The organism is Duganella vulcania, assembly GCF_009857655.1.
GTDB lineage: Bacteria > Pseudomonadota > Gammaproteobacteria > Burkholderiales > Burkholderiaceae_D > Rugamonas > Rugamonas vulcania.
This window is the reverse complement of sequence record NZ_WWCX01000103.1, coordinates 1-21,512: the sequence shown is the minus strand read 5'-3', so window position 1 is coordinate 21,512 and position 21,512 is coordinate 1. Positions and strand designations below refer to the sequence as shown.

Sequence of the window (21,512 nt, the reverse complement as noted above, 5' to 3'; positions counted from 1 at the left end):
CACCCGCAGCACCGCCGCGTCCGCACCGGCGCACAGCGCCAGGCCGGCGGCCAGCAACAGCGCCGCCAGCCCAAACGCGGGCTTGGGCCTGGGCCTGCCTCCGCCGTTCACGGCTGCTCCTTGGCGGAGGCCGAGACATCGCGCAAGCTGCCGCGCAGGCTTTCCAGCGAGACGAAATAACCGTCCGCGCCAATCCGGGTCAGCGCCTGGCCCTTGGCCGTGCGCTGCTTGCGTTCCTTGACCAGCGGCGGGCAGGCGTGGTCGTCGTAGTACATCACCATGCAGTCCAGGCACAACATGCATTCGGTCTGGTCGATGCGTCCCTTCGAATCGATCGCGTGCGAGCCGCAGCCGGCGGCGCAGGCGTGGCAGGTCTCGCATTCGGACTTGCGCTTGAGGCCGAACATCCGCAGGCGGCTGGGCAATGCAAGCCCTGCGCCCAACGGGCACAGGTACTTGCAATACGGCCGCTCGCTGAACATCGACACGCCGACGATGCCGCCGATGAAGATCCAGAACGGCCACGTGCGGTTCCACACGCCGACCAGGAAGGTGGTCTTGAACGGTTCGATCTCGGCCAGCCGCTCGGCCGTTTCCATCGACCACAGCGATACACCCAGCAGGACAAAGAAGATTACGTACTTGACCCACTTGAGGCGGTCATGCAGGCGCTTGGGCAGCAGCCCTTGCCAGCGCTTGAGCCCGATCACGCTGCCCAGCTTGAGCGCCAGGTGTTGCAGCGAACCGAACGGGCACAACCAGCCGCAGAACAGGCCGCGTCCCCACACCAGCACGGTGATGATCATGAACCACCAGAACAGGAAGATGAACGGGTCGGACAGGAACAGCTCCCACTTCCACTGGTGCAGCAGCGAGTGCACCCAGGTCATCACCTGCGTCACGCTGGGCTGCGCCTTCAGGTAGAAGCCGACAAAGCCGACGCTGAAGATCCAGAGCACCAGGCGCGGCCGGCTGATCCACGGCTTGTGGCGGCGGGTGGAGGCGCGCACCAGGCGGTCGCGCATCGCGTACAACACGGCGGTGACGACCAGCAGCGCGACGAACAGCACGATCTGCGGCACGCGGCCGAGCCAGATCGCCTGCCACGCGGGACGCGCGACCACCACTTCGGGATGGCCGCCTTCGAGATAGCGCGCGGGCAGCCAGTACTGCTGGTCGAAGCGGGCGAAGGTCTTGACGCCGGCCGCGTCGCGCTTGTTGGCCAGCACGCCGAGCGTCCACGGCCAGGCCGGGTTGAAGCCCGACGAGCGCACGATGAAGATGGCCGACTCCGTGAACGCCGGCACGTCGGCCGGTTGCAGGTGGTACAGGTTCAGGTAGTCGGTGTCGCGGAAGGTGAAGGTCTGCGCCTCCTGGCGCACCTGGATGCGGTCGTAGATGCCGCCGCGTACGAAGCCCGAGCCCTTGAACGAGGTCTGGCCTTCGCCGATGATGAAGATGGCGTGCTCGTCCGGCCCAAGGCTCTGCATCAGGCGCTTGTAGGCGCCCTCGCCCAGCAGGCTGTTGCCGATGGTTGGTGTGTTCAGGTAGCCGAAATACAGGTCCAGGTACGGGCCGGCGGCGGGATCGACACCCACCTCGGCGGCCGGAATCAGCAGGTGCGTGACGGCGCCCTCGTCGGCCAGCTTGCGCCAGTTCAGGCGCTCGTCGATGGGCGTGAAGCGCGCCGGCGGCCGCGCGGCGGTGGTGAAGATGCCGACCTGGCGGCCGATCTCGTAGGCGCTGCGCGAGATCACCTGGTTCTCGGCGATCGCGGTGACGGTGGCGCCGCTGATGGCGTCCAGGCCAGCGCTGCCGTCGCCGCCACGGCCGATTTCCAGCTTGGCGTCGCCACGGCGGCCGACATATTGATGGATGAAATCGAGCAGCGCGGATTCGGGGATGCCGGCCAGCAGGATCGGCTCGGAATGCTTGAGCACGCGCACGCCGGTGATGATGCCGTGCACGTCCATGCCGATCAGCGTGACCACCGGTTTGCCGGAGTAGGCGGGAATATCGACCACGTCGGTCGACAGGAAGACATAGCCGATCAGCTGTTCAGCGCTGCCGGGCTTGGTGCGGAAGGCTTGCACATATTGCGGCGAGCCCATGCGTTGCGAGAAGCGCGTGGCTTCGGGCATCACGTCGGCGCAGGCCACGTTGGCGCACAGGTCGGGGCCGTGCATCAAGCCTTGCGACAATTCGGCGTCGTAGACCGCCGCGCCGGCGGGCGCGCCGCACAGCAAGGCGACAAGCAACGCCAGCAGGATACGAATAAGGGAGGTAGTGGATCTCATAATCTCAGGAGGCCGCGCCGCGCGCAACAGCGCGCGGCGCGGCAACACTCACCGCCGTCAGGCTTCTACCAGGAAGCGGCTGCGCATTTCCAGGTGCAGCGCGTGGCAGAAGTGCGTGCAGTACAGCCAGAAGGCGCCGGCATGGTCGGCCTTGAACGTCACCGACTTCGTCTCTTGCGGATTGACGATGAAGTTGATGTTATAGGTCGGCAGCGCGCAACCGTGCGTCAAGTCTTCCACCTTGTCGTGGTTGGTCAGCGTCAGCGTGACTTCGTCGCCCTTCTTCACCTTGATGACGGGCATGCTGTACGCCGGCGCTTGCGACATCAGGCGCACATGGACCTTGTTGCCGTGGCGTTCGATACCGGCGTTCTCCGGCTTGACCGCGTTCGGGAAGTCGTCCATGTTGTAGATCTGGCGCGTCTTGACGATGTCGCGGCGCACGATGATGCCGTCGTGCGGTTCCGAGTAAGCCGTGTGATCGGCCACCAGGTGCATCTTGGCGCCGCTGATGTCGATCAGCTGTTCCGTTTCAGGATGCAGCGGTCCGACCGGCAGGAAGCGGTCCTTGGAGAACTTGTTGCCCGAGTTGAGGTATTTGCCGTCGGCTTCCTTGGTCTCGCCCATCGACGAGTAGTTGTGGCCGGGCTGGTAGTGCACGTCCATCTTCTCGATGATGACCTTGGCCGTCTTGTCGCCCTTGAACTGCGCGATGGCGGCGTCGACGTTCCACTTGACGCACTGGCTGTCCAGGAACAGCGAGGTGTAGGCGTTGCCCTTGCCGTCAAAGGCGGTGTGCAATGGGCCCAGGCCGATTTCCGGTTCCGCCACGACGGCGTCGCGTGGTTCCTTGAGCTCGCCATTGAACCAGGCCAGCACGCGCTTGAGTTCGATCACGGTGGCGGTCGGCGACAGCTTGCCCGAGCAGACGAAGTACTTGCCGTCCGGGCTGGCGTTGACGCCGTGCGGATTCTTGCCGACCGGGACGTAGCAGGTCACGGCGGTTTTCGGATCGCTGTTGGCGGCTTTGCGGCCGTCAACGACCGGCACTTTCGAGCCGCCGATGGTGGTGAACTTGCCGGCCTTGACCAGGGCTTCGATACGCTCGACGTTGAAGAACACGCAGGCGTCGCGCTCGGCCGACATCATGCCGTTCAGGTCGGCTGCGTTCTCGGTGTTGTACTGGTTGGAGGCGGCCAGCTTGCCGTCGTAGCTGGTGGCCACCAGGTCGTTGTTGCCATCGATGCGGCACTGCCACTTCAGTTCCATGGTCTCGGCGTTGACGCAGCTGAACAGCGTGCCCCATTTGGTCGGATCGTCGAGGTCGCGGCCGTCGTTGGGCAGCGGGACGTGGAATTCGCCGCCGCAGAACACGCGCGTGGTGTAGTTGATCTTGGTGTCGACCGGATCGCACTTGTCGGTGAACAGGCCGTGGAAGCCCATCACGTTCGGCAGTTCGACGATCTTGTCGCACTCCATCGTGTCCATGCGGATGCGCGCCAGGCGCGAGTTGATCTTGTCGTTGACGAACAGCCAACGGCCATCGTAGGTGCCGTCCTTGTAGCTGCCGTGCACGTGGTGGGTATCGCCGGTGGTGTATTTCAGCGAGCCGTCGGCCTTGGTGCCCATGATCGCTTTCGATTCATTGGTCACGCCCCAGCCCACCATACAGTCGGTGTTGAAGACCGGAATGCGCTTGAGCGTGCGGCCCGATGGCAGGCCCAGCACGCGCGCCTCGCCGCCGTGGCCGGCGCTGATGAAGGCGTAGTATTCGTCCAGCTGGCCCGGAGCGATTTCCTTGCTGGCGCCGGCTTTTTGCGGCGCGGCCTCGCCACCCTTGGCGGCCTCTTCCTTGCACGCGACCAGGCCGAGCGTCACGCCCGCCAGCCCCAGCGCCGCGCTCTTGCTCAGGAAGCCCCTGCGTCCACTTTGCTCGGCACCGTTATCGACGCCGTTATCCTTGCTGCTATCCATCAGTTCTCCAATCTATGCAGTTGTCATTGATCAACAGTGCATATTGTCGGGGTAACACCATGGATTAAAGAATGATGTGGATCATGGGAATTCGTACTCGGCCGCTCTGCCGCCCTCTCTATTTCCCCTCGGCGAACAAGGTCGCGGCGCGCTGGACCGCCGTGGCGATCTGTTCGGCCACCGCCGGGTCCGGCACCGCGCGCGCCAGGGTGACGCCTCCGGCCAGCAGCGACAGCAGCACCCACGCCTGCGCGGTGCGCTCGCTGTCGCTGCCCGCCGGCAGCCCGGCCGCGATGGACTCCATCACGCCTTGCAGCTCGGCTTGATAGGCTGCACGGATGGCAGGGTCCGACCGTTCGATCTCGGCCGACAAGCTGGGCAAGGTGCAGGCGTCGGCCAGCGTGCAGGTGCGCTTGGGACCCATGTAGAACGCCACGAACGCGGCTATCCAGTGCTTGCCCTGCTCCGCGCGCACCGCCTCGACCCCGGCCCGCAGCGACTGCAGGCCGGACACGACCGCCGCCTTGAACGCCTCCGCCTTGGAGCTGAAGTGTCCGTAAAACCCGCCGTGCGTGACGCCGGCCTCGCGCGCCAGGCCGTCGACGCCGATGCCGCCGTAGCCGTGGCTCCTGAAGCCGCGGCCGGCCGCGTCGACGATCCGCGCGCGGCTCTCTTCCTTGTGTCCCTGCGTATATCGAACCATCTGAAATCCTTTATATGACGACCGCAACATAATAATTGACAGTGTTACGATCGTAATGTAATCTGAAGTTGCCTTTCGACTAACTCCAGGAGAATACTGATCATGCCACTACTCAGAATCACCCACCAGCGCGGCGCCCTCACCGAAGCACAAAAAGCCCGATTGGCCGAGGAACTGACCTCCGCCATCCTGATCGCCGAGGTGGGAGCCGATACGCCGGCCGGCCGCTCGCTGGCTTACGTATTGTTTGACGAGGTCGATCCGAAGACCTCATGGTACGTCGGCGGCAAGCCCGACACGAGCCCGCCCAAGGGCGGCCGCTTCCTGTTCGATGTCGTCTTTCCGGTGGGCGCCTGTACGCAGGCGGACAAGACCGCACTGCACGAAACCATCAATCGGATTATAGCGAACACCCTGGGTGTGGATGGCAGCTTCCCGAACCGCGCCAGCGACTGGGTAATTGTGCACGAGGTGCCGAACGGCAGCTGGGGCGCGAGCGGCCAGACCATCGGCATCCGCGAAATCAATCATGTGGTGGGAGGCGCGCCGGGACGATCCGAATACTTCGAAAGCTTGCTGGCGGCGCAGGCGCGCGTGCGCGAGGCCCATGGATTCCCGTCCGAAGACCGCCGCGGGCAAGCCCAGCCCGAGGCCGCATGATGAGACTAGCCAACTACCTCTTCTTCACCACGACCTGCGAGCAGGCGCTGGCGTTTTACACCCGCTGCGGCCTTGGCCAGGTGACCGAGGTGCTGCGCTTCGGTGTCAACGGTATGCCGGTGCCCAATGAAGCCATGCGCAACAAGATCATGCACGCGCAGTTCGAAGGGCCGGGCGTCTTGTTCTATGCGTCCGACAACGATGACGCGGAGCCGATGCGCGGCTCCGCGCACATCCTGCAGATGGATGACCGCGACCAGACCGGGCAGCTCTTCGCGCGCCTGGCGGAAGGCGGCACGGTCACCACGCCGCTGGCGATGCAGGTCTGGGGCGACTACTACGGCAAGCTGACCGACCAGTTCGGCGTTCAGTGGATGCTGAACTGTCCGGCTTAAGCGCGCTCAATCAATCGCAAAGGCCAGCTTGGCTTCAGCCTCGCACCGCTGGGCGCTTTGCGCGTCCTGCTCAAACGCCGAGCACAGGCGATTTCCCTGCGGGTCTTCCAGCTGTGGATGGATGCGCAGCAGATAGGCCCCGGGACGCCAGTTCCGCGCCGGCGTGAACCGCCACTCCCGCTCGCCCGCCGCCAGCGTGGCGGTGCCGGCCACCCGCAGCCCGTCCGGCCCCTGCACGGCAATCTGTTCCGCGGCGCCGCCATCCAACGCGGCGGGCATAATGACGCGCAGCGGCTGCCGGCCGCCACGCCTGGCCGTTCTCACCATCCATTGTTGCGGATCGATGCGCTGGCGCAGCGGCGCCGTCACCCGCCAGCGCTGTTCCAGTGGCCGCCCGAGTTGCGGATCGTCGATGCGCAACGTCACCGACTCGCCGCTGCGCAAGGCCGGCCCCAGCGCCACATTGGGCCCAACCCCGCGCTTGATGCGGCCCGGATGCAGGAGCAGCGTGGCCTCGGTGCCGCTGCGGTCGGCCAGCGGCAGGTCGAGAAAGGCATCGCGGATGGGCGCGCCTGCGCTGTCGAGCAACGCGACATGGGCCATGTCCAGCGGCGCCGTCAATGGGCGATCGAAGTGCAGCTCGATGCGCAGCAGGTTTTCGGCCACCTCCGGTCCCGAGGGCGTCACGCTGGCGCCGGCCAGTGCCAGCCCCGGCACCAGCACCAGCCAAGCCGCGCTAGCGGGCCAGTTCAGGATAGCCCTCGATGGTGCGCGCATATTTATGGAAGTCGCGGAATTTGTCGCCGTCCGGATAACGGTAGTCGGGGAAATCGTACTCGTTGACGAAGTCGCTCAGGCGCAGGTAGCCGCCCTTGGGTATCGACACCAGCTGCATCTCGCCGCCAGCGTCCGAGCGGCGCAACGCCAGCAGCAGTTGCGGATTCAGGTTATCGATCCGCATCACGGCCGACAAGGGAGCCATGACCGCCTTGACGCCGAGATACGGCTTGGCCGGCCAGTCAATCGGCGTATTCAAGCCCGGCGCGGCGGCGGCGCCGGCAAGATCGGCGGCGCTCAGGAGGTCGGCCGACCGGCTGGAATTGACCAGCAAGGCATACTCCGCATCGCCCACCTTGAAGCTCACCAGGCCGTTGGGCGCGCTGCCCCAGCCCAGCTCCCCCACCGTCCGGGCGGCGATGTGCGCGCCGTCCTTCAAATCCTTGAGCGGGATGGTCACCAGCGGCGTGCAGGTGTAGGCCGCCACCAGCGTCGGCTCGCCGCCCAGGGTCATCACCGTCATGCTGCGGATGGGCGCGCGGGTCTCGATCTGGTTGTGCACCGGATGGTACATCTCGACCGTGGTGGCGCTGGCCTTGCCGCTGAACGGATAGTCGTACACCCGCAAGGTCGAGGCGAAGCTGCGGTTCGACAGCCCGGCCACGTACAGCTTGTTCTGGTAGTAGCGCATGTCGGTCACGGTCAGCGTCTGTTGGGGCAGGTCGCGCCAGAACGTGACGTCGGCCGTCGGCGCATCGGTGATCGCGGCCGAGCCGGAGGCCTTGGCCAGGTCCAGCCGCCGGACCTTGCCCGCCGCGTCGATGCTGACGATGGCCGGCTTGCCCTTGCCGTGGGCGCCGCGCACGGTCAGCGCCACGTAGGCCAGCTCGCTGCCCGGCTGCACGGCCAGGTCCTCGAAGCGCAGCGCCGACGGTGCCACGCCAAGCGCCTTGGCGATCGGCGCCTGCACGTCCATCAGGTTGAACGGCTTGCCAGCCGGGGCTGCGGGCGCCGGCACTTGCAGCGCAAAGATGCGGGCGCCCTTCCAGTCGGCGACAAACAGCGTCTGCGCGTCGCCGAAACTGAGCTTGCCCGCCGACTGGATGGAGGGCGCCGCACGGACGGCGCCGGCCGCGAAGAGTAGGCTCAACAACAAGCGGCATTGGATGTTCATGGCGATACCTTCCTTTCACTTGATGGCAAAAATGCAGTATAGGCACGGGATATCGTGCCGGTCGCTCCGCCATAAGTTGGTGTGCAGTTCGCCCTATCGTGTATTGTTCCTCAACTTTCCCAGTAGCCGCGCCGCAGGGCGATCATCACCGCGTGGGTGCGGTCGCGCGCATCGAGCTTCTGCAGGATGGCTTTCATGTGGGCCTTGATGGTGTCCTCGCTCAGGCCCAGCTGGCCGGCCACGCGCTGGTTCGAATTGCCCTCCCCCACCAGGCGCAGCACTTCGATCTCGCGCTTGCTCAATGCGTCGAGCTGGAAGCTGTTCGCCAGGCTGGCCGCGACCGGCGGCGGCAGCAGCCGCCGGCCGGCATGCACGGAAAGGATGTAGTCGCTAAGTACGGTGCGGGCCAGGTTCTTCAGCACGTAGCCGGTCGCCCCGGCTTTCAACCCCCGCGCCACCTGCACGTCGCCGCCGTACGTGGTCAGGATAATGATGCGGGCCTCGGGGTCGATGCGGCGAATCGCGCTGGTGGCCTCGATGCCGTTCAAGCCGGGCATCTGCAGATCCATCAGCGTGACGTCCGGGCGCCAACGTTGATACTGTTCGACGGCGCTGTCGCCGTCCTCCGCCTCGGCCACCACCGCGAAACGCGGATTGGACGACAGCACCGCCGCGACCCCGCTGCGCATCAAGGGATGATCGTCTGCGATCATGACGCTGATCTGGCCATTCTCCATGACTATGCTCCTGTAATTGTCGCGCGAACGTACCATCTGCGGCGGCGCCGCGCATCACACTATCGGGTATATGCCAGCGCGGCCGGAACGTCCAGCTGCCAAGCGGTGCCGCCGCCTTCGCGGCTGCGCACCGCCAGGCTGGCGCCGATGCCGGCCGCGCGCTCGTACATCCCGCGCATGCCCCAATGGTTGCGGCGGCCGCCGTCGCTGAGCACGTCGGCGGGGATGCCGGCGCCGTTGTCGCTCAGGATACAGCGGAATGCCCGCCTGCCGTAGTGCAGTTGAACTTCGATCCTGCACGCCCCGGCATGCTTGCAGGCGTTCGCCAGCGCCTCGGTGAGGATCGCCAGCGCCTCGTCGTAGATGGTGGCATCGAGCCGGCGGACGGTGCCCGAAACCACCAGGCGAACCGGCTCGGCATCGCCATGCCGCAGGCGCGCCGCCGCTGCCAGTACCGCGTCCGCGAAGCTCAGCTTGCCGGCGTCCTCGCCGCGCAGGTCGCGGATCCGCTCGCGTCCCTCGTCGAGCACCTCGTCGGCCTGGCGCAGCGCGGTTTCGATCTGCAAGCGGGCCGCGTCCCGCGCCGGCAATTTCATCAGCGCGGCATGCACATGCAGCACCAGCGCCTGCACCGATTGCAGCAGCGTGTCGTGCAACTCCCTGGCGATCCGCTCGCGCTCGTTGATCCGCTCCTGCAGGCGGACGGCCATCTGCCGCCCCAGGCGCGCGATGCGCCAGCGATACACGAGGTAGGCGGCCGAGAGCAGGCTGAGCACACACAGCGCCTTGAACCACCAGGTCTGCGTGGCAAGCGGGGCGATCGAAAATTCCACCGTGGTGACGGCGCCGGACCACTGGCCGTTGTAGTCGGTCGCGGCAACGCTGAAGTGGTAATCGCCGGGCGCGAGGTTGCTGTAAAAGGCGCTGCGGCGCGCGCCCGCCTCCTGCCACGCCGCATCGACCTCCTGCAGGCGGTAGCGGAAGCGCAGGCGTTCAGGGATCGCCAGCGCGGGAACGGTGTAGTCCACCTGCAGCGCGGAACGGCCCGGCGCGAAGCGCACAGGCTGGCGCAGCGCCTGGCCTTCGCCCGGCGGCCCCAGCGTCTTGATGACCACGGGCAGCCTGGGCGTGGGCGGCAGCGGCTCGGCGGGATTCAGCAGGAACACGCCGGTGGAGCGCGCGACCCACAGGCGCGCGTCGGACGCCAGCACCAGCGACGGCGTCGGACTGAGGTAGGGAGCGCTGCCCTCCAGGCCGTCCAGCTGGTCCAGCCGCTCGTAGCGCACACGGTAATCGCGCTGCTGCTCGAACCTGGCCACCTCGGCGCCGGGAACGCGGAACAGGCCGGAAAAGGCGTTGAGCCAGAGATCGCCGTTGGCCAGTTCGACGATGCCGGAGATGCCGTCGAAGGTCTCGCCGTCGATGCCGGTGAGGCGGTTGAACTGGTCCTCCCCCAGCAAGGCCAGGCCCTTCTCGCCGCCCGCCCAGACATGCCGGCCGTGCAGATGCAGCGCCATCACTGTTCCCAGCATCAGGCCGTCGGCCGGGCCGTAGCGGCGCCACGCGGCGCCTTGCGCGTGGACCAGCAGACCGGGGTGGTAGCCGATCCAGAGTCCGCCGGCCTCGGAACGGGCCATCACATTGACTTCGCCCTCGTCGCCGATTCTTTGCCACTGTCCCTGCGGGGCGCGCCGATACAAGCCGTGCTGGAACAGCGCCACCAGCACGCTGTCGTCCTGGTCCGCCAGCAGCGCCTGCACCCTCACCCCGGTGGTCGCGGCGGGCAGGTCCACCAGCCGGCTGTCCTTGCCATGGATCCGGCGCAGGTTCCCGTACCCCGCTCCCCAGATGGCGCCATCGCTGGTGCGGGCCAGGCTGGTCAGGATGTTGTCCCAAACGCCGCCGGTCTGCGTCCAGAGCGGCCTGGCGGTGACCTGGCCGCTCGCGCTGGCGGCGACATGATAGCTGCCTATCCATACGCCGCCGTCATCATCGGCGAGGAGCCCGCCGCCGACGGCCGCTTCCGGAATATCCAGCCGGGTCGCGCGCCGGTGGCGAAACCGGTCGATCCCGCTTGAGGTCGACGTCCAGACATTGCCTTCCTGGTCCTCGAAGATGGCGGCCACGGCGCGCCCGCTCAAGCCCTGCCGTGGCGCCGCCCGCGCGGTTCCCCGGGCGGTGCGATATTCAAGTCCGTCCAGCTGTCCCACCCAGAGATCGCCATGGCGGTCGATCAGCAGGCTGCCAGGATCGCCCAGTTCGCCCCATTGCCGGTACACGGTGTTCCGCCGGGCGCCGGTCAGCAGATGGAGCCGGCCATGCAGCGCGTCCCAGCTCACCACGTTGCCATCGGGGAGCTCGAACAGCACGCCGGTCCCGCTGTCGACAGCGGCCTTGGCAAAGCGCGTCTCGCCCGGCTTGAGGGAAAACACGCCGGCATCGCCCTGCGCCCACAGCACGCCGTGCCGGTCGCGCATCAGCGTTTTGTACCGGCCATCCGCCAAGCCCCATGAGCCGGCCGGCTTCCGCCAGCGGTCGCGCTCCAGGTAGAACATGCCCTGCGACGTGGCCGCCCACATGCGGCCGCCGCCATCCTGCTCCAGGCCCCAGACGGCGCGGTCCGGCAAGCCCTCCTGCACGGCGTAATTGCGTGTCCGCCCCTGCTGGATAAAGCTGGCGCCGCCGGTGCGATAGCCTACCCACAGTCCGCCGCCCGGCACCGCGTTGACCAGGCTGACATTTTTGGTCGGCAAAGCCGCGTTGGCCGGCGCGAACTGCTCGAACTGCACGCCATCGTAGCGATACAGTCCGCCTGGCCCGCCCAGCCACAGCCAGCCGTCGCTGGTCTGCGTCATCGACAGTATCAGTTCCGGTGCGCCGTCGCGCGCGCTCCAGCTGGTGTGATGCAGATTGATGGCGGGCGGCGAAACGCCGTTGGACCAACAGGTCGTCGGCACCGCGGCAGCGCAAAGCAGCACGCAGCAGGCCAGCACTGCGCGGCAATAGACAGGTAATTGCGTGATCATCATGCCGATTGATTACTAGTTATAGTTTCGCAACTTTCAATGTTGAGGATTGTATAGAAGATATCTACCCGATAGGGTGTATGTTTGCCCACCGCCCCCGGATATGCTCTTTGCACCCCATCCCCTATTCGCAAGGAGAATCGACATGGACTTACAACTCAACGGCAAGCTGGCGCTGGTCAGCGGGAGCACGGCCGGCATCGGCTACGCGATCGCCTCCACGCTGGCCCGGGAAGGCGCCAGCGTGATCGTCAACGGCAGGACCCAGGCCAGCGTCGACGAGGCGGTCGAGCGCATGCGCGCGGAGACGCACGGCACGGTCCTCGGCTATGCCGCGGATCTCGGCCAGGCCGAGGCGGCCAAGGAAGTGGTCCGGCGGCATCCGGGCATCGGCATCCTGGTCAACAACCTCGGCATCTTCGAGCCCAAGGCGTTCGAGGATATTCCCGACGAGGACTGGTTGCGCTTTTTCGACGTCAACGTCCTGAGCGGCGTCCGCCTGGCGCGGCTGGTGCTGCCCGAGATGAAGCGGGTGAACTGGGGCCGCATCATTTTCATCTCCAGCGAGAGCGCGGTGCAGATTCCCACCGAGATGATCCACTACGGCATGACCAAGACCGCGCAGCTTGCCGTATCGCGCGGCCTGGCCGAAGCGGTCGCCGGCACCGGGATCACGGTCAACAGCGTGCTGCCGGGTCCGACCAAATCGCGCGGGGTCGGCGACTTCGTCGCGGACATGGCGCGCGCCAGCGACAAGAGTTTTGAACAGATCGAGGCGGAGTTCTTCGACCACGTGCGGCCGACCTCGCTGATCAAACGCTTCGGCACGCCGCAGGAGGTGGCCTCGCTGGTGGCCTACGTGGCCAGCCCGCTCGCGTCGGCGACCACCGGCGCGGCACTGCGCGTCGACGGCGGCGTCATCAAGAGCGCCTTCTGATGAAGGCCATACGGAGTCCATCGATTCAACCACAGGAGAACACCATGTCAGGGAATATCACCAAGTTGCTGCAAATTGGCTTGCTGCTGTTTTGCGCGGCCGTCGGGCCGGCGCGCGCCGAAGCCCCCAAGAGTAATTTTGTCGAAGCGAACGGCGTGCGCCTGCACTACCTGAGCGCGGGGAAAGGCGATCCCATCATCCTCATGCACGGCTACACGGAATCAAGCCACATGTGGCTGCCGCTGATGGCCCAGCTGTCGAAAGACCACCTGGTGATCGCGCCGGACCTGCGCGGCTTCGGCCAGTCCGGGCTGCCTGCCGGGCCCTACACCAAGTCCGTGATGGCCCAGGATGTGCACGCCCTGGCGGCCAGCCTCGGCATCAAGTCGGCCAAGATCGTCGGACACGATATCGGCCTGATGGTGGCTTACGCCTACGCGGCCCAGTATCCGAAGGAAGTCAGCAAGATCGTGCTGATGGACGCCTTCCTGCCGGGCGTCGGCAACTGGAAGGACGTGTGGCTGCTGCGCGATTTGTGGCACTTCCATTTCTATGGCGAGACGCCGCTGGCGCTGGTCAAAGGCCGGGAGCGCACCTACTTCGAGCATTTCTGGAACGACTTCGCCGCCGATAAGACGAAATCCCTGAGCGAGGCCGACCGCAAGTTCTACACGGCCGAATACGCGCAACCCGGCCACATGCGCGCGGGCTTCGAGGTGTTCAAGGCCTTCGCCCAGGATGCCGTCGATTTCGAGGGCTACATGAAAACGCCGCTGACGATGCCGATGCTGGTGCTCACCGGCGAAAAAGCCTCGGGCGAATTCCTGATCCAGCAAGCCCGCCTGGTCGACACCCATGTGGAAGGCGTCGTCATCAAGAACAGCGGCCATTGGCTGATGGAGGAAGCGACCTCGGACGTCGTGCCGAAGCTGGTGCAGTTTCTGAAATAATCCCGGCCGCACCTCAGACCGCCCCTGCCCCCCCGGCACAGGGCGGCTCGAATAATCGAAGTCCGGCAGACGCATTACTCCCCTCCGATCGAAGCAGGCAATCGTCAGCACTGCTTTCAACAGTCGATCAATATAGCACCGCCGCCAGCGGCTATTTGCCGCCACCTTCCATGCGACCAATGGCACGGCCCCGCCGCCGATGTCATTCCGTCGTAACGCAGCTGTGGCATGGTGCTGCGGCCTGCGCAACAATACAACCCTGGTCCGTACCGTTCCATCTTTAGCGATTCTCAATCTAAAGAATGTCCGAGATCGCCTAATACGATAATATTCTTTTACGTTGATAAATGGTACGTACCACAATACAATCCCACCATCGGCCCCGCCATTCCGCTCGCGCCGATCATGCCAGAGAGCCGGCGCCACTTGCGTCATGCGGCCCAGCTCTAATTGCTTCCGTAACGGCGGCGCCGGCATGCGCCACGGCATCGCGCGGTGAGCGCGAGCGTGACGGAACGTGAACGCAAAAATGGACACGGTGACCGACATGTTTACAAGAAACGCGTACGCCTCAGCCTCCAATAGCGATCTGAAGAATCACTTCAGAAACTACCGGCATCAGCTCGTTCAATTCGTCATGCGCTACCTGGGCAACCATGAAGACGCCGAGGATGTCGTACAGTCGGTATTCGTTCACGCGCTCGGCGGCGATGACACGGCCAACGCGCCCCCCATCCTGGCCAGGTCGTTGTTTGGCGCCGCACTGGCGCTGGCGCGCGACAGGATGGGCGCACGCGCGCTGGAACAAGGCGCCAGACCCGGCGACCACGTCGGCGGGCAACCACGCCGCTTGCAGCAGGACCCTTTTGAGCTGATCGTCCGGGAACAACTCAAAGCCAGGCTGGAGGCATCGTTACGGGCATTCCCTCAATCTATCCTCGATACGTTCGACCTGGTGGTCAATGGCGAAACCAGTCATGTGGACGCCGCCGCATACCTGGGGGTTCCACTGTCCACCGTGCAGACGCATATGGCTTGCGTAGTTGAATTGATGAGGGACTGCACCGTCGAAATGTGAGGGGTCGGCGGCCTGGCAAGCGGGAACTCTTCGCGGCCCCGGACCACCCACGGACGGCTTCCTGCCGTCAGATTAACCCTACACATCTCTCAAGACCATATGCTGCCCTCTCCTTCGGCCCACCCGCTCCCCACTCCCCACAGCACCGACTACACACGCATGACCGGCGACGAAGAGTCAGCCATAGCGCCGCCCAGGTCATCCCATTCGGACCCGAGGCCGGACGATGCAACCGGGTCGCCGCGGCGGCTCCACTCGCCGTCCACACAGGCGGCCGCCCGCGCCAACGCCACCCTGCCGCTACGCGCGGGCGCCACCGCGCGGGCCGACGGCGTACGCAGCCTGGAAAGCCAGATGGCGCGCACTGGCGTGACGCTGGCCAGGCTGAGACAGGATATTCAGAGCATCGGCGGCAAATTCATCCAGTCCGCTTCCCAGGGAAAAGCCCTGGCGTCCCTGAACGATCACGCGGGCATCATCGTTTTCCCGGCCCGGCACAAGGGCGTCAAGATCACCGAGATGCTGGCCGTGATCAAGGACACGGTGGCCAACGCCGAGGGCCTCGACGTCGACCGCTACTTCGTCAAAGGCTATGGCAATCGCCTGGTGCCGCTGTCCGTGGTCACCGATTTCAGGGCGGAAGACTACGAAGGCAAACCGGATGCCGGTGCGCCTGCGCCGACTGAGATGGAGACGTCCTTCCGCACCCACCTGCGCAAGCATTCGGAAGCGGCGACGCTGTACGCGCGCAACCGCGCCGACCAGTCGGACCGGCCGGTGATGCCCATCCCGCCCAATCCCCTGCCGCTACCTCGAATGACATCGTGGGCCATGAGCGAGCAGTCGCTGCACAGCTTTGGCGACAAGCCGACCGTCGAGGTTCCCGGCCATGCAGACGGCGCCGCCAGCACGCGCGAGAGCGACTTCCATCGCGGTTACGTCGATTACAACGGCGTCGAAAACCGCTTGATCTTCTTTCTGAACAAGGATGAAGTGCTGGCGCGCCGCCGTCCGTTCCAGATGCGCCCCGCGCCGCAGTCGGCCGGCGACGGCGCCGCGCCGCAGAGCGTGCGGGTGCCGGCCAGCGTCAACATGGACGGCCCCGTCCTGGCGCAAATACAAGGCATCAAGCGTATCGAAACCATCGGCCCGGCCGGCGCGGTGGAAGGCGTCAAATTGGCGTCGTTCCGCGCGCATTTCGAGAAGAATCACAACAAGGTGTTGCGCATCACCACCGAAGACGACGCAGTGCACGAACTGACCTATACGCCCCAGGGCGCCACGCTCAAGCGCGTGCATCCGGCCCCAGGCGCGAACGACCCGATGACGCCGCTCGACAACGCCGACATCAGCCTGTATTTCTACCAGGGGGCGAACACCGGCCCCCATGGCAGCCTGAATGGCTATGCCGATCCGGAGCTGGCCATGTCCACAGGTGAAATGCTGCCGGCCGGTACCTTGCTCAGCGACCCGACCGGCGGCGGCATGCTGAAAGCGGCCGCCAAGGCGTTCACCGAACTGCTCACGCTCGCACCGTCGTTCGGCAATCACGACGGCTGGTCCGGCGCGGTCATCAACACCGGCCTCCAGGCGACCATGACGGCCGCCAGCGTCTATCTCGCCAACACGGTGCTGGACAAGGTCAAGGCCGCCACCGGCGGCACCCTGGTGCCGGGCGCGGCCGTGTATTCAGCCTCCGGCGCCGGCCATGTCACGCCGCTCACGCTGGCCGGCGCGGTCGCCCCGATTGTCGTGGTGCAGAAGGCGCTGACCTATGGCGTCGCCTTCATCATCGACAAGCTGCCGCACAGCGTCAAGTCCAGGGAGAACGGCATGGGCCAGCTGGTCAACGAACTGGTGCTGCCCTGGATCGAGGAAACCGGGCGGCTGATGATCAACTACGGGCTGGAAAAACGCCTGGGCCTACCTCGCGGCAACACGAACGAAATGGCGGCCTTGCTGCTGACCTCGGCGCTGACCGTGACCGTCCGCGCCGCCCACCAACGCATGGGTGATCCGGAAAACCATCCCTGGCTGGACGCCGTCGCCAAGGCCACCGAATTCGTGCTGGGCGACCTCGTGGGGCGCTCGCTGGGCGCCGTGGTCGGCAGCGCGGCATGGCAGGAACAGCAAACGAACTTCAGCGACAACTTCCTGGAATCCTACGTCACCCGCGCCATCACGCGGGGCTACGACAAGGCGGCCGCGCCGATGCTGCGCACCATGCTCAACGCGCTGGGCTGGACCGGCCCGAACGCTTCGGCCTATGACGAGCAACTGAACCAGGAAGCGCGCTACACCACGGCGGGCGCGCTGCGCAGCTGGAGCCACGACATCACCAAGGCGCTGGACGTGGCCGGCGAGCAGGCGGTCGACAAGCTCCAGTACGACATCGAGGCGACGGCCGGCCCCATCGCCGGCATGAAGAAGGCCGCGCATCGCCTGCACCAGCTGACGGACACCATCGTGCTGAGAGCGCGGCAAGCAGACCAGGACGATACGCGCTGGGTCGAGCAAGCCCTCGCCTACCAGAACGAAACCGATCCGGCGGCGCGCGCGCAAATCCTGCGCGAATTCGAGGCCGAGATCGCGCACCGGGTGGCGCTGAGCGAAGGCACGGCCGCGGAGCAGCACGAGGTGCGCATCAACATCCAGGCCATCACCAACAACGCGGGCGACCTGCCGGAAAACATGCGCAACGGCTTCGAGCAGATCACGCAACGCTACCTGGCCCAGTTTGCCGACGACGGCGCCGCCGCGGCGGACCTGTATCCGCTCAGGCCGGCCTCCAACTTCCTGTCGGCGCCGCTGCCCAACGGCGCCGTCCCCTCGACCCGCCTGGGACGGCACACCGAACGCATCGTCAACGATCTGAGCACATTCACCCGCGAGCCCGCCCGCTTCATCAAGACCATCCACGACGCCATGGTGACGCTGCACGGCGTGCCCGACAGCCCGGCCGCCAGCCTGCCCAATACCAGCGGCGACCAGCCGGCCGACTACCGCCCGCTGACGCCGGCCATTCTGCGCCAGCAGTGGGAGGCGCTGGTCAGCTATACGGTGCAGTCCAGTCCCTTCCACTACAAGTTCCGCTGGGGCGAGACGGGACAGAACCACTTTGCCATGCTGGCGGACGGCATTCCGGTCCGGACCACGGTGATGAACGAGCGCGGCAACGTCACCGGGGACCGCGCCCGCCAGGTCACCGGCCGCATGGCGCTGCTGGTCAACCACGCCATTTTGCACGGCAAGCCGCATCCGACGCCGGTGGTGCGCGCCGTCGTGACGGAGGCGTCCTACCGCGAGGCGGGCGATACCGACGGCCTGCAGGCCGGGGACGCCGTGGTCAATCCGGGCGACCAGGTCTCGTTGACGGAAATCTTTTCCGCCACCAGTTCCAGCCTGCTGGCGGCCTCCTTCCTGGCGCCGCAAGGCTTCAACGCGGCCGACAGCTCGCGCCGCGCCCGCATTGTGATCGACAACGGCGGGCACGAACCGGTGGCGGTCTCGATCTCCCGCGAGACCGACCTGAAACAGGCGGAAAGCCTGCTGATGCCCGGCACCTCGTTTATCGTCAGCAAAATCGTCAGCGAACCGGCGGCGCCTGAGCAAACCGAGAATCTGGGCCAGGTCATCCACTTCAAGCGCGTCAACCTGTGGCAGGCGGAAGCGCTGCAACGCCGCTACGACGCCCTGTCCGACGCCGACAAGCAGGCCGGCCTGTCCAGGGACGACGACGGCCGCTACGCCTTCGCTCATGCGGGCGTGGCGCTGACCGACGGCACGCTGACGATGGACCAGGACAGCGGCGCCTTCTTCCGCTTTAACGGCGGCACTGGCCGGCTGGAGCCGCATCAGGCGAAAAACTACTTCCTGGGCGCGAACATGGAAGATCCCGGCCAGCAGTCGCGCACGCGCCACCCCTTCACGGCGGAGCGCAGCCCGCGCGGGCTGAAAGACGAGATCAACGCCATGCTGCTGCTGGGCGACAGCGCCGTGCCTTACCTGGACGACATGACCAAGAACGTCTCCTACGAAATCGACAAGCGCGCCGGCGGCTATTACACCCGGGGCACGGACGCCTACCGCTTCAAGCAGGAGGACGATGCGCGGCGGGCAGCGCTGCGCGCGCAGGCGGGCGCGGTGGCCGCCCGCATCGCCGCGCTGGACATGGACACGGTCTGGCCGCCCTTGCCGCTGGCGCCGGACCAGGCGTTTCCGGGCCAGCTGCTGGCCGAAACCGCCGCCAGCGCCCTGCGCCAGCCGCTGCAGATGGTGCAGATCGACGACCAGGGCCAGCTTGTCAGGCAGCCTGCGGCCGGCGGCGCCGAGGGTGCGCGCTCCGGCCAGCCCGTCGTCCTGGCCCACATCGCCAAGGGCTACGACGGCGTCGATCTACGATGGGAAAAGCAAGGCCATGCGCTGATCGGCGTCGGCCCCAACGGCTACTACCACATGCGCCATCAGGACGGCGAACTGACGGCGGCGCCGGTCCGCATCAATGCCGGGCGCCACACGCCGGGCAACCTGCTGCACGCCATCGCCGCCGCCGCCCTGCCCAATCCGGCCGAGAGCCGCTACCGCGTGCACGAAGGCAGCCTGAATACGACGCATCAGATCGAGGCGGGGGCCGGCCAGCAGAACAATCCGGCCGAGGACGTCATCAACAGCAGCGTGGAGCAATTGCTGCACCGCCTGAAGGCCTACGTCAGCGCGGATTACCAGCCGATGCAAGCCTGGCTGTCCCGCCGGGCATAAGGCGGTCCAGCGGGCGGTACGCGGCGGCCCGTCCGGGCGCCGCGCACCGCCCGCTGCGCGACGGCAATGACCAGGGAGGCGACGCCAGCCGGCATCAGGCGCGATCGCCGAATCGCTCGCGCACGGCGGCGCGCACGCGCGACACGCGCGAGCGCACGGTGCCGACCGGCACGTCCAGGTACTCGGCCGCTTCTTCGTAGGGGATCTCGCGGTTGACCACGACATCGAAGGTTTCCCGTATTTTGGGAGGGAAACTGCGCAACAGCGCATCGACCTTTGAGCTCATCTGGCGCGACTCGCACAGCTCGGCCGGATTGGCGCGCTGGTCCTTGATCTGTTCGAAATAGCCGTCTTCCACCGTCTCATACAGACCGGCGCTGTTGCGGCGCACGTGGTTGCGCGCCAGATTCAGCGCAATCCCGAACAGCCACGTCGACGGTTTCGACATGCCGGCAAAGCGGTCGGCGCAGCGCAGCGCCTCGATGAAGGTGTTTTGCACCACGTCCTCGGCGTCCTCCAGGCTGCGCGTATAACGCTGGACGAAACGCACCAGGTGCTGGCGGTGTTCCTGGAACAGGCGCTCGACATCGACCGGCGCGTCCGCGGGCGAGGCCGCGTTGCAGGTAACAGGCGCGGGCATCATGACAATCTCTCCATGGAGTTTCCGGCGTTAGCAAAGAGTGAAAATTTAGTTTTTAGAAATCTTAATTTCCAAACCGAAATATAGCAGGAAAAGCACTGCTGTTCACGCTTTGCGTCATTTCTTGCCGCAAATTTTGTGCATCGTTGAGAAATTCAGCGGGATGTTCCGCCCAAGCAATAGTATTCCGACAAGAATACGCCGCGTGCGCCGGTCACGACGCCATGCCGCCGAATTGCGCGCGCACCGCGGCGCGCACGCGCGACACCCGCGAGCGCACCGTGCCGATCGGGATCGCCAGATACGCGGCCGCCTGTTCATACGTACCGTCGCCGTTGACCACCAGATCGAAGGTTTCGCGTATCTTCGGCGGCAGGCTGCGCAGCAGCGTATCGACCTGCAAGCTGATCTGGCGCGACTCGCACAGCTCGGCGGGATTGGCGTGCTGGTCGGCGATCTGCTCGATGTAGCCGTCCTCCACCGTCTCGTACAGATCGGCGCTGTTGCGGCGCACCTGGTTGCGCGCCAGGTTCAGCGCGATGCCGAACAGCCAGGTCGACGGCTTGGACAGCCCGGCGAAGCGGTCGGCGCAGCGCATCGCCTCGATGAAGGTGTTTTGCACCACATCCTCGGCGTCCTCGGTGTTGCGGGTGTAGCGCTGGACAAAGCGCACCAGGTGCTGACGGTGCGCCATGAAGAGACGCTGGACGTCGATGCCGGCGACGTGCGGGTGGGTGTCCGGGGTTGCGGCCGATTCGATCAGCATGTCCTGTACTCCTTGTTCGACTGGTTGGCGGAACGGTGCGCGCGGCACCATGGACGCCAAGATAGCAGCGCAAGAATGCGCCGGCGGCGAACCATGAGGATTCGTGAGACTTTGAAAAACGTTGAGGAAATCGTCAGGAAAAACAGGCCGGACAAGGGAACCGCCGCGCCCGCGCGGCCGCGGCGCGCAGGTCGGGGCGCGGCCGGAACCAAAGTCCGGCGGCCGTCACATACGGCTATCCAACCAGCCATCCGGGATACCTCATGCAAGAACTGCGAATACTCAACGGCCTGCACCGCGGCGCCACCCTGCCGCTGGACGCGCAGCCGGTCCATATCGGCGCCGACGAGTCGGCCGACGTCGTCATGGCCGACCACGGCATTGCGCCGGACCACGCGCTGCTGTCGCCCAACGGCGACGGCTGGCTGCTGACGGCCACCGGCGGCGCCATCTATGCGGCCGACAGCAGCCGGCCGCAGCAACTGGTCGAGCTGACGCCCGGCGCCTGCGCCCGCCTGGGCGACATCTGGCTCGGCGTCGCCTGGCAGCAGGCGCCGTGGCAAGCGCCGCCGCCGTTGCCGGAAGCGGAACCGGAATTCGATCCGCGCGCGGCGCACGGCGACAGCACCGCCACCGAAGC

General features: G+C 66.1%; 16 protein-coding genes. 7 read left to right on the top strand and 9 right to left on the bottom strand.

What is annotated here, in order from left to right; translation table 11 throughout:
* Window positions 1-107 precede the first annotated feature (107 nt).
* The 3 genes from GTP90_RS30310 to GTP90_RS30300 form a co-directional block, all read right to left on the bottom strand.
* Complete coding sequence (locus GTP90_RS30310; protein ID WP_161087003.1) at window positions 108-2,297, bottom strand: NosR/NirI family protein; 2,190 nt, start codon at window positions 2,295-2,297, stop codon at window positions 108-110.
* Between the two features lie 57 nt (window positions 2,298-2,354).
* A complete protein-coding gene (nosZ, locus tag GTP90_RS30305) occupies window positions 2,355-4,271 on the bottom strand; it encodes a TAT-dependent nitrous-oxide reductase (protein WP_161087002.1) in 1,917 nt (638 codons plus the stop codon).
* A gap of 118 nt (window positions 4,272-4,389) precedes the next feature.
* Window positions 4,390-4,974 (bottom strand): TetR/AcrR family transcriptional regulator, encoded by a 585-nt coding sequence (locus GTP90_RS30300; RefSeq protein WP_161087001.1) that lies wholly within the window; start codon window positions 4,972-4,974, stop codon window positions 4,390-4,392.
* A gap of 102 nt (window positions 4,975-5,076) precedes the next feature.
* On the opposite strand from GTP90_RS30300, the gene GTP90_RS30295 reads away from it, so the two are divergent.
* Both GTP90_RS30295 and GTP90_RS30290 read left to right on the top strand, forming a co-directional pair.
* Window positions 5,077-5,634: a tautomerase family protein gene (locus GTP90_RS30295; RefSeq protein ID WP_161087000.1), complete on the top strand. Its 558-nt coding sequence runs from the start codon at window positions 5,077-5,079 to the stop codon at window positions 5,632-5,634.
* Window positions 5,631-6,029 carry a VOC family protein gene (locus GTP90_RS30290; RefSeq protein WP_254452120.1) on the top strand — a complete coding sequence of 133 codons (399 nt, stop codon included), beginning with the start codon at window positions 5,631-5,633 and terminating at the stop codon, window positions 6,027-6,029. Before GTP90_RS30295 ends, GTP90_RS30290 begins: the two co-directional genes overlap by 4 nt.
* A 6-nt stretch (window positions 6,030-6,035) precedes the next feature.
* Here GTP90_RS30290 and GTP90_RS30285 read toward each other — a convergent pair whose 3' ends face one another.
* The 4 genes from GTP90_RS30285 to GTP90_RS30270 form a co-directional block, all read right to left on the bottom strand.
* Window positions 6,036-6,752 (bottom strand): hypothetical protein, encoded by a 717-nt coding sequence (locus GTP90_RS30285; protein WP_161086999.1) that lies wholly within the window; start codon window positions 6,750-6,752, stop codon window positions 6,036-6,038.
* Between the two features lie 13 nt (window positions 6,753-6,765).
* Window positions 6,766-7,980 carry a hypothetical protein gene (locus GTP90_RS30280; RefSeq protein WP_254452119.1) on the bottom strand — a complete coding sequence of 405 codons (1,215 nt, stop codon included), beginning with the start codon at window positions 7,978-7,980 and terminating at the stop codon, window positions 6,766-6,768.
* Between the two features lie 110 nt (window positions 7,981-8,090).
* On the bottom strand, window positions 8,091-8,717 hold the full coding sequence (locus tag GTP90_RS30275) for a response regulator transcription factor (protein WP_254452118.1): 627 nt from the start codon (window positions 8,715-8,717) through the stop codon (window positions 8,091-8,093).
* 59 nt (window positions 8,718-8,776) lie between these two features.
* Window positions 8,777-11,746, bottom strand: a complete 2,970-nt coding sequence (locus GTP90_RS30270) for a sensor histidine kinase (protein ID WP_161086998.1) — start codon at window positions 11,744-11,746, stop codon at window positions 8,777-8,779.
* Window positions 11,747-11,888: 142 nt separating this feature from the next.
* Between GTP90_RS30270 and GTP90_RS30265 the strand changes: the two genes are divergently transcribed.
* From GTP90_RS30265 to GTP90_RS30250, 4 genes are all read left to right on the top strand, one after another.
* Window positions 11,889-12,680 (top strand): SDR family NAD(P)-dependent oxidoreductase, encoded by a 792-nt coding sequence (locus GTP90_RS30265; RefSeq protein ID WP_161086997.1) that lies wholly within the window; start codon window positions 11,889-11,891, stop codon window positions 12,678-12,680.
* 44 nt (window positions 12,681-12,724) lie between these two features.
* Window positions 12,725-13,630 carry an alpha/beta fold hydrolase gene (locus tag GTP90_RS30260; protein WP_161086996.1) on the top strand — a complete coding sequence of 302 codons (906 nt, stop codon included), beginning with the start codon at window positions 12,725-12,727 and terminating at the stop codon, window positions 13,628-13,630.
* 529 nt (window positions 13,631-14,159) lie between these two features.
* Window positions 14,160-14,708, top strand: a complete 549-nt coding sequence (locus GTP90_RS30255) for an RNA polymerase sigma factor (RefSeq protein ID WP_161086995.1) — start codon at window positions 14,160-14,162, stop codon at window positions 14,706-14,708.
* Between the two features lie 99 nt (window positions 14,709-14,807).
* Window positions 14,808-19,466 (top strand): hypothetical protein, encoded by a 4,659-nt coding sequence (locus GTP90_RS30250; protein ID WP_161086994.1) that lies wholly within the window; start codon window positions 14,808-14,810, stop codon window positions 19,464-19,466.
* Between the two features lie 94 nt (window positions 19,467-19,560).
* Here the strand turns inward: GTP90_RS30250 and GTP90_RS30245 are convergent, their stop codons facing one another.
* A complete protein-coding gene (locus GTP90_RS30245; protein ID WP_161086993.1) occupies window positions 19,561-20,109 on the bottom strand; it encodes an RNA polymerase sigma factor in 549 nt (182 codons plus the stop codon).
* Between the two features lie 211 nt (window positions 20,110-20,320).
* Window positions 20,321-20,872 (bottom strand): RNA polymerase sigma factor, encoded by a 552-nt coding sequence (locus GTP90_RS30240; protein ID WP_161086992.1) that lies wholly within the window; start codon window positions 20,870-20,872, stop codon window positions 20,321-20,323.
* A 263-nt stretch (window positions 20,873-21,135) separates the two neighbouring features.
* Here GTP90_RS30240 and GTP90_RS30235 point away from each other — a divergent pair.
* The coding region (locus GTP90_RS30235; RefSeq protein ID WP_217432048.1) for an FHA domain-containing protein at window positions 21,136-21,512 on the top strand (377 nt) is incomplete at its 3' end.

What these genes read in the sequence shown, in the direction of transcription:
- GTP90_RS30260 (WP_161086996.1), top strand. Translation starts at nt 12,725, where the DNA reads ATGTCAGGGAATATCACCAAGTTGCTGCAAATTGGCTTGCTGCTGTTT.
- GTP90_RS30240 (WP_161086992.1), bottom strand. Translation starts at nt 20,872, where the DNA reads ATGCTGATCGAATCGGCCGCAACCCCGGACACCCACCCGCACGTCGCC.
- GTP90_RS30300 (WP_161087001.1), bottom strand. Translation starts at nt 4,974, where the DNA reads ATGGTTCGATATACGCAGGGACACAAGGAAGAGAGCCGCGCGCGGATC.
- GTP90_RS30265 (WP_161086997.1), top strand. Translation starts at nt 11,889, where the DNA reads ATGGACTTACAACTCAACGGCAAGCTGGCGCTGGTCAGCGGGAGCACG.
- GTP90_RS30275 (WP_254452118.1), bottom strand. Translation starts at nt 8,717, where the DNA reads ATGGAGAATGGCCAGATCAGCGTCATGATCGCAGACGATCATCCCTTG.
- GTP90_RS30310 (WP_161087003.1), bottom strand. Translation starts at nt 2,297, where the DNA reads ATGAGATCCACTACCTCCCTTATTCGTATCCTGCTGGCGTTGCTTGTC.
- nosZ (WP_161087002.1), bottom strand. Translation starts at nt 4,271, where the DNA reads ATGGATAGCAGCAAGGATAACGGCGTCGATAACGGTGCCGAGCAAAGT.
- GTP90_RS30255 (WP_161086995.1), top strand. Translation starts at nt 14,160, where the DNA reads ATGGACACGGTGACCGACATGTTTACAAGAAACGCGTACGCCTCAGCC.
- GTP90_RS30280 (WP_254452119.1), bottom strand. Translation starts at nt 7,980, where the DNA reads ATGAACATCCAATGCCGCTTGTTGTTGAGCCTACTCTTCGCGGCCGGC.
- GTP90_RS30250 (WP_161086994.1), top strand. Translation starts at nt 14,808, where the DNA reads ATGCTGCCCTCTCCTTCGGCCCACCCGCTCCCCACTCCCCACAGCACC.
- GTP90_RS30290 (WP_254452120.1), top strand. Translation starts at nt 5,631, where the DNA reads ATGATGAGACTAGCCAACTACCTCTTCTTCACCACGACCTGCGAGCAG.
- GTP90_RS30295 (WP_161087000.1), top strand. Translation starts at nt 5,077, where the DNA reads ATGCCACTACTCAGAATCACCCACCAGCGCGGCGCCCTCACCGAAGCA.
- GTP90_RS30245 (WP_161086993.1), bottom strand. Translation starts at nt 20,109, where the DNA reads ATGATGCCCGCGCCTGTTACCTGCAACGCGGCCTCGCCCGCGGACGCG.
- GTP90_RS30270 (WP_161086998.1), bottom strand. Translation starts at nt 11,746, where the DNA reads ATGATGATCACGCAATTACCTGTCTATTGCCGCGCAGTGCTGGCCTGC.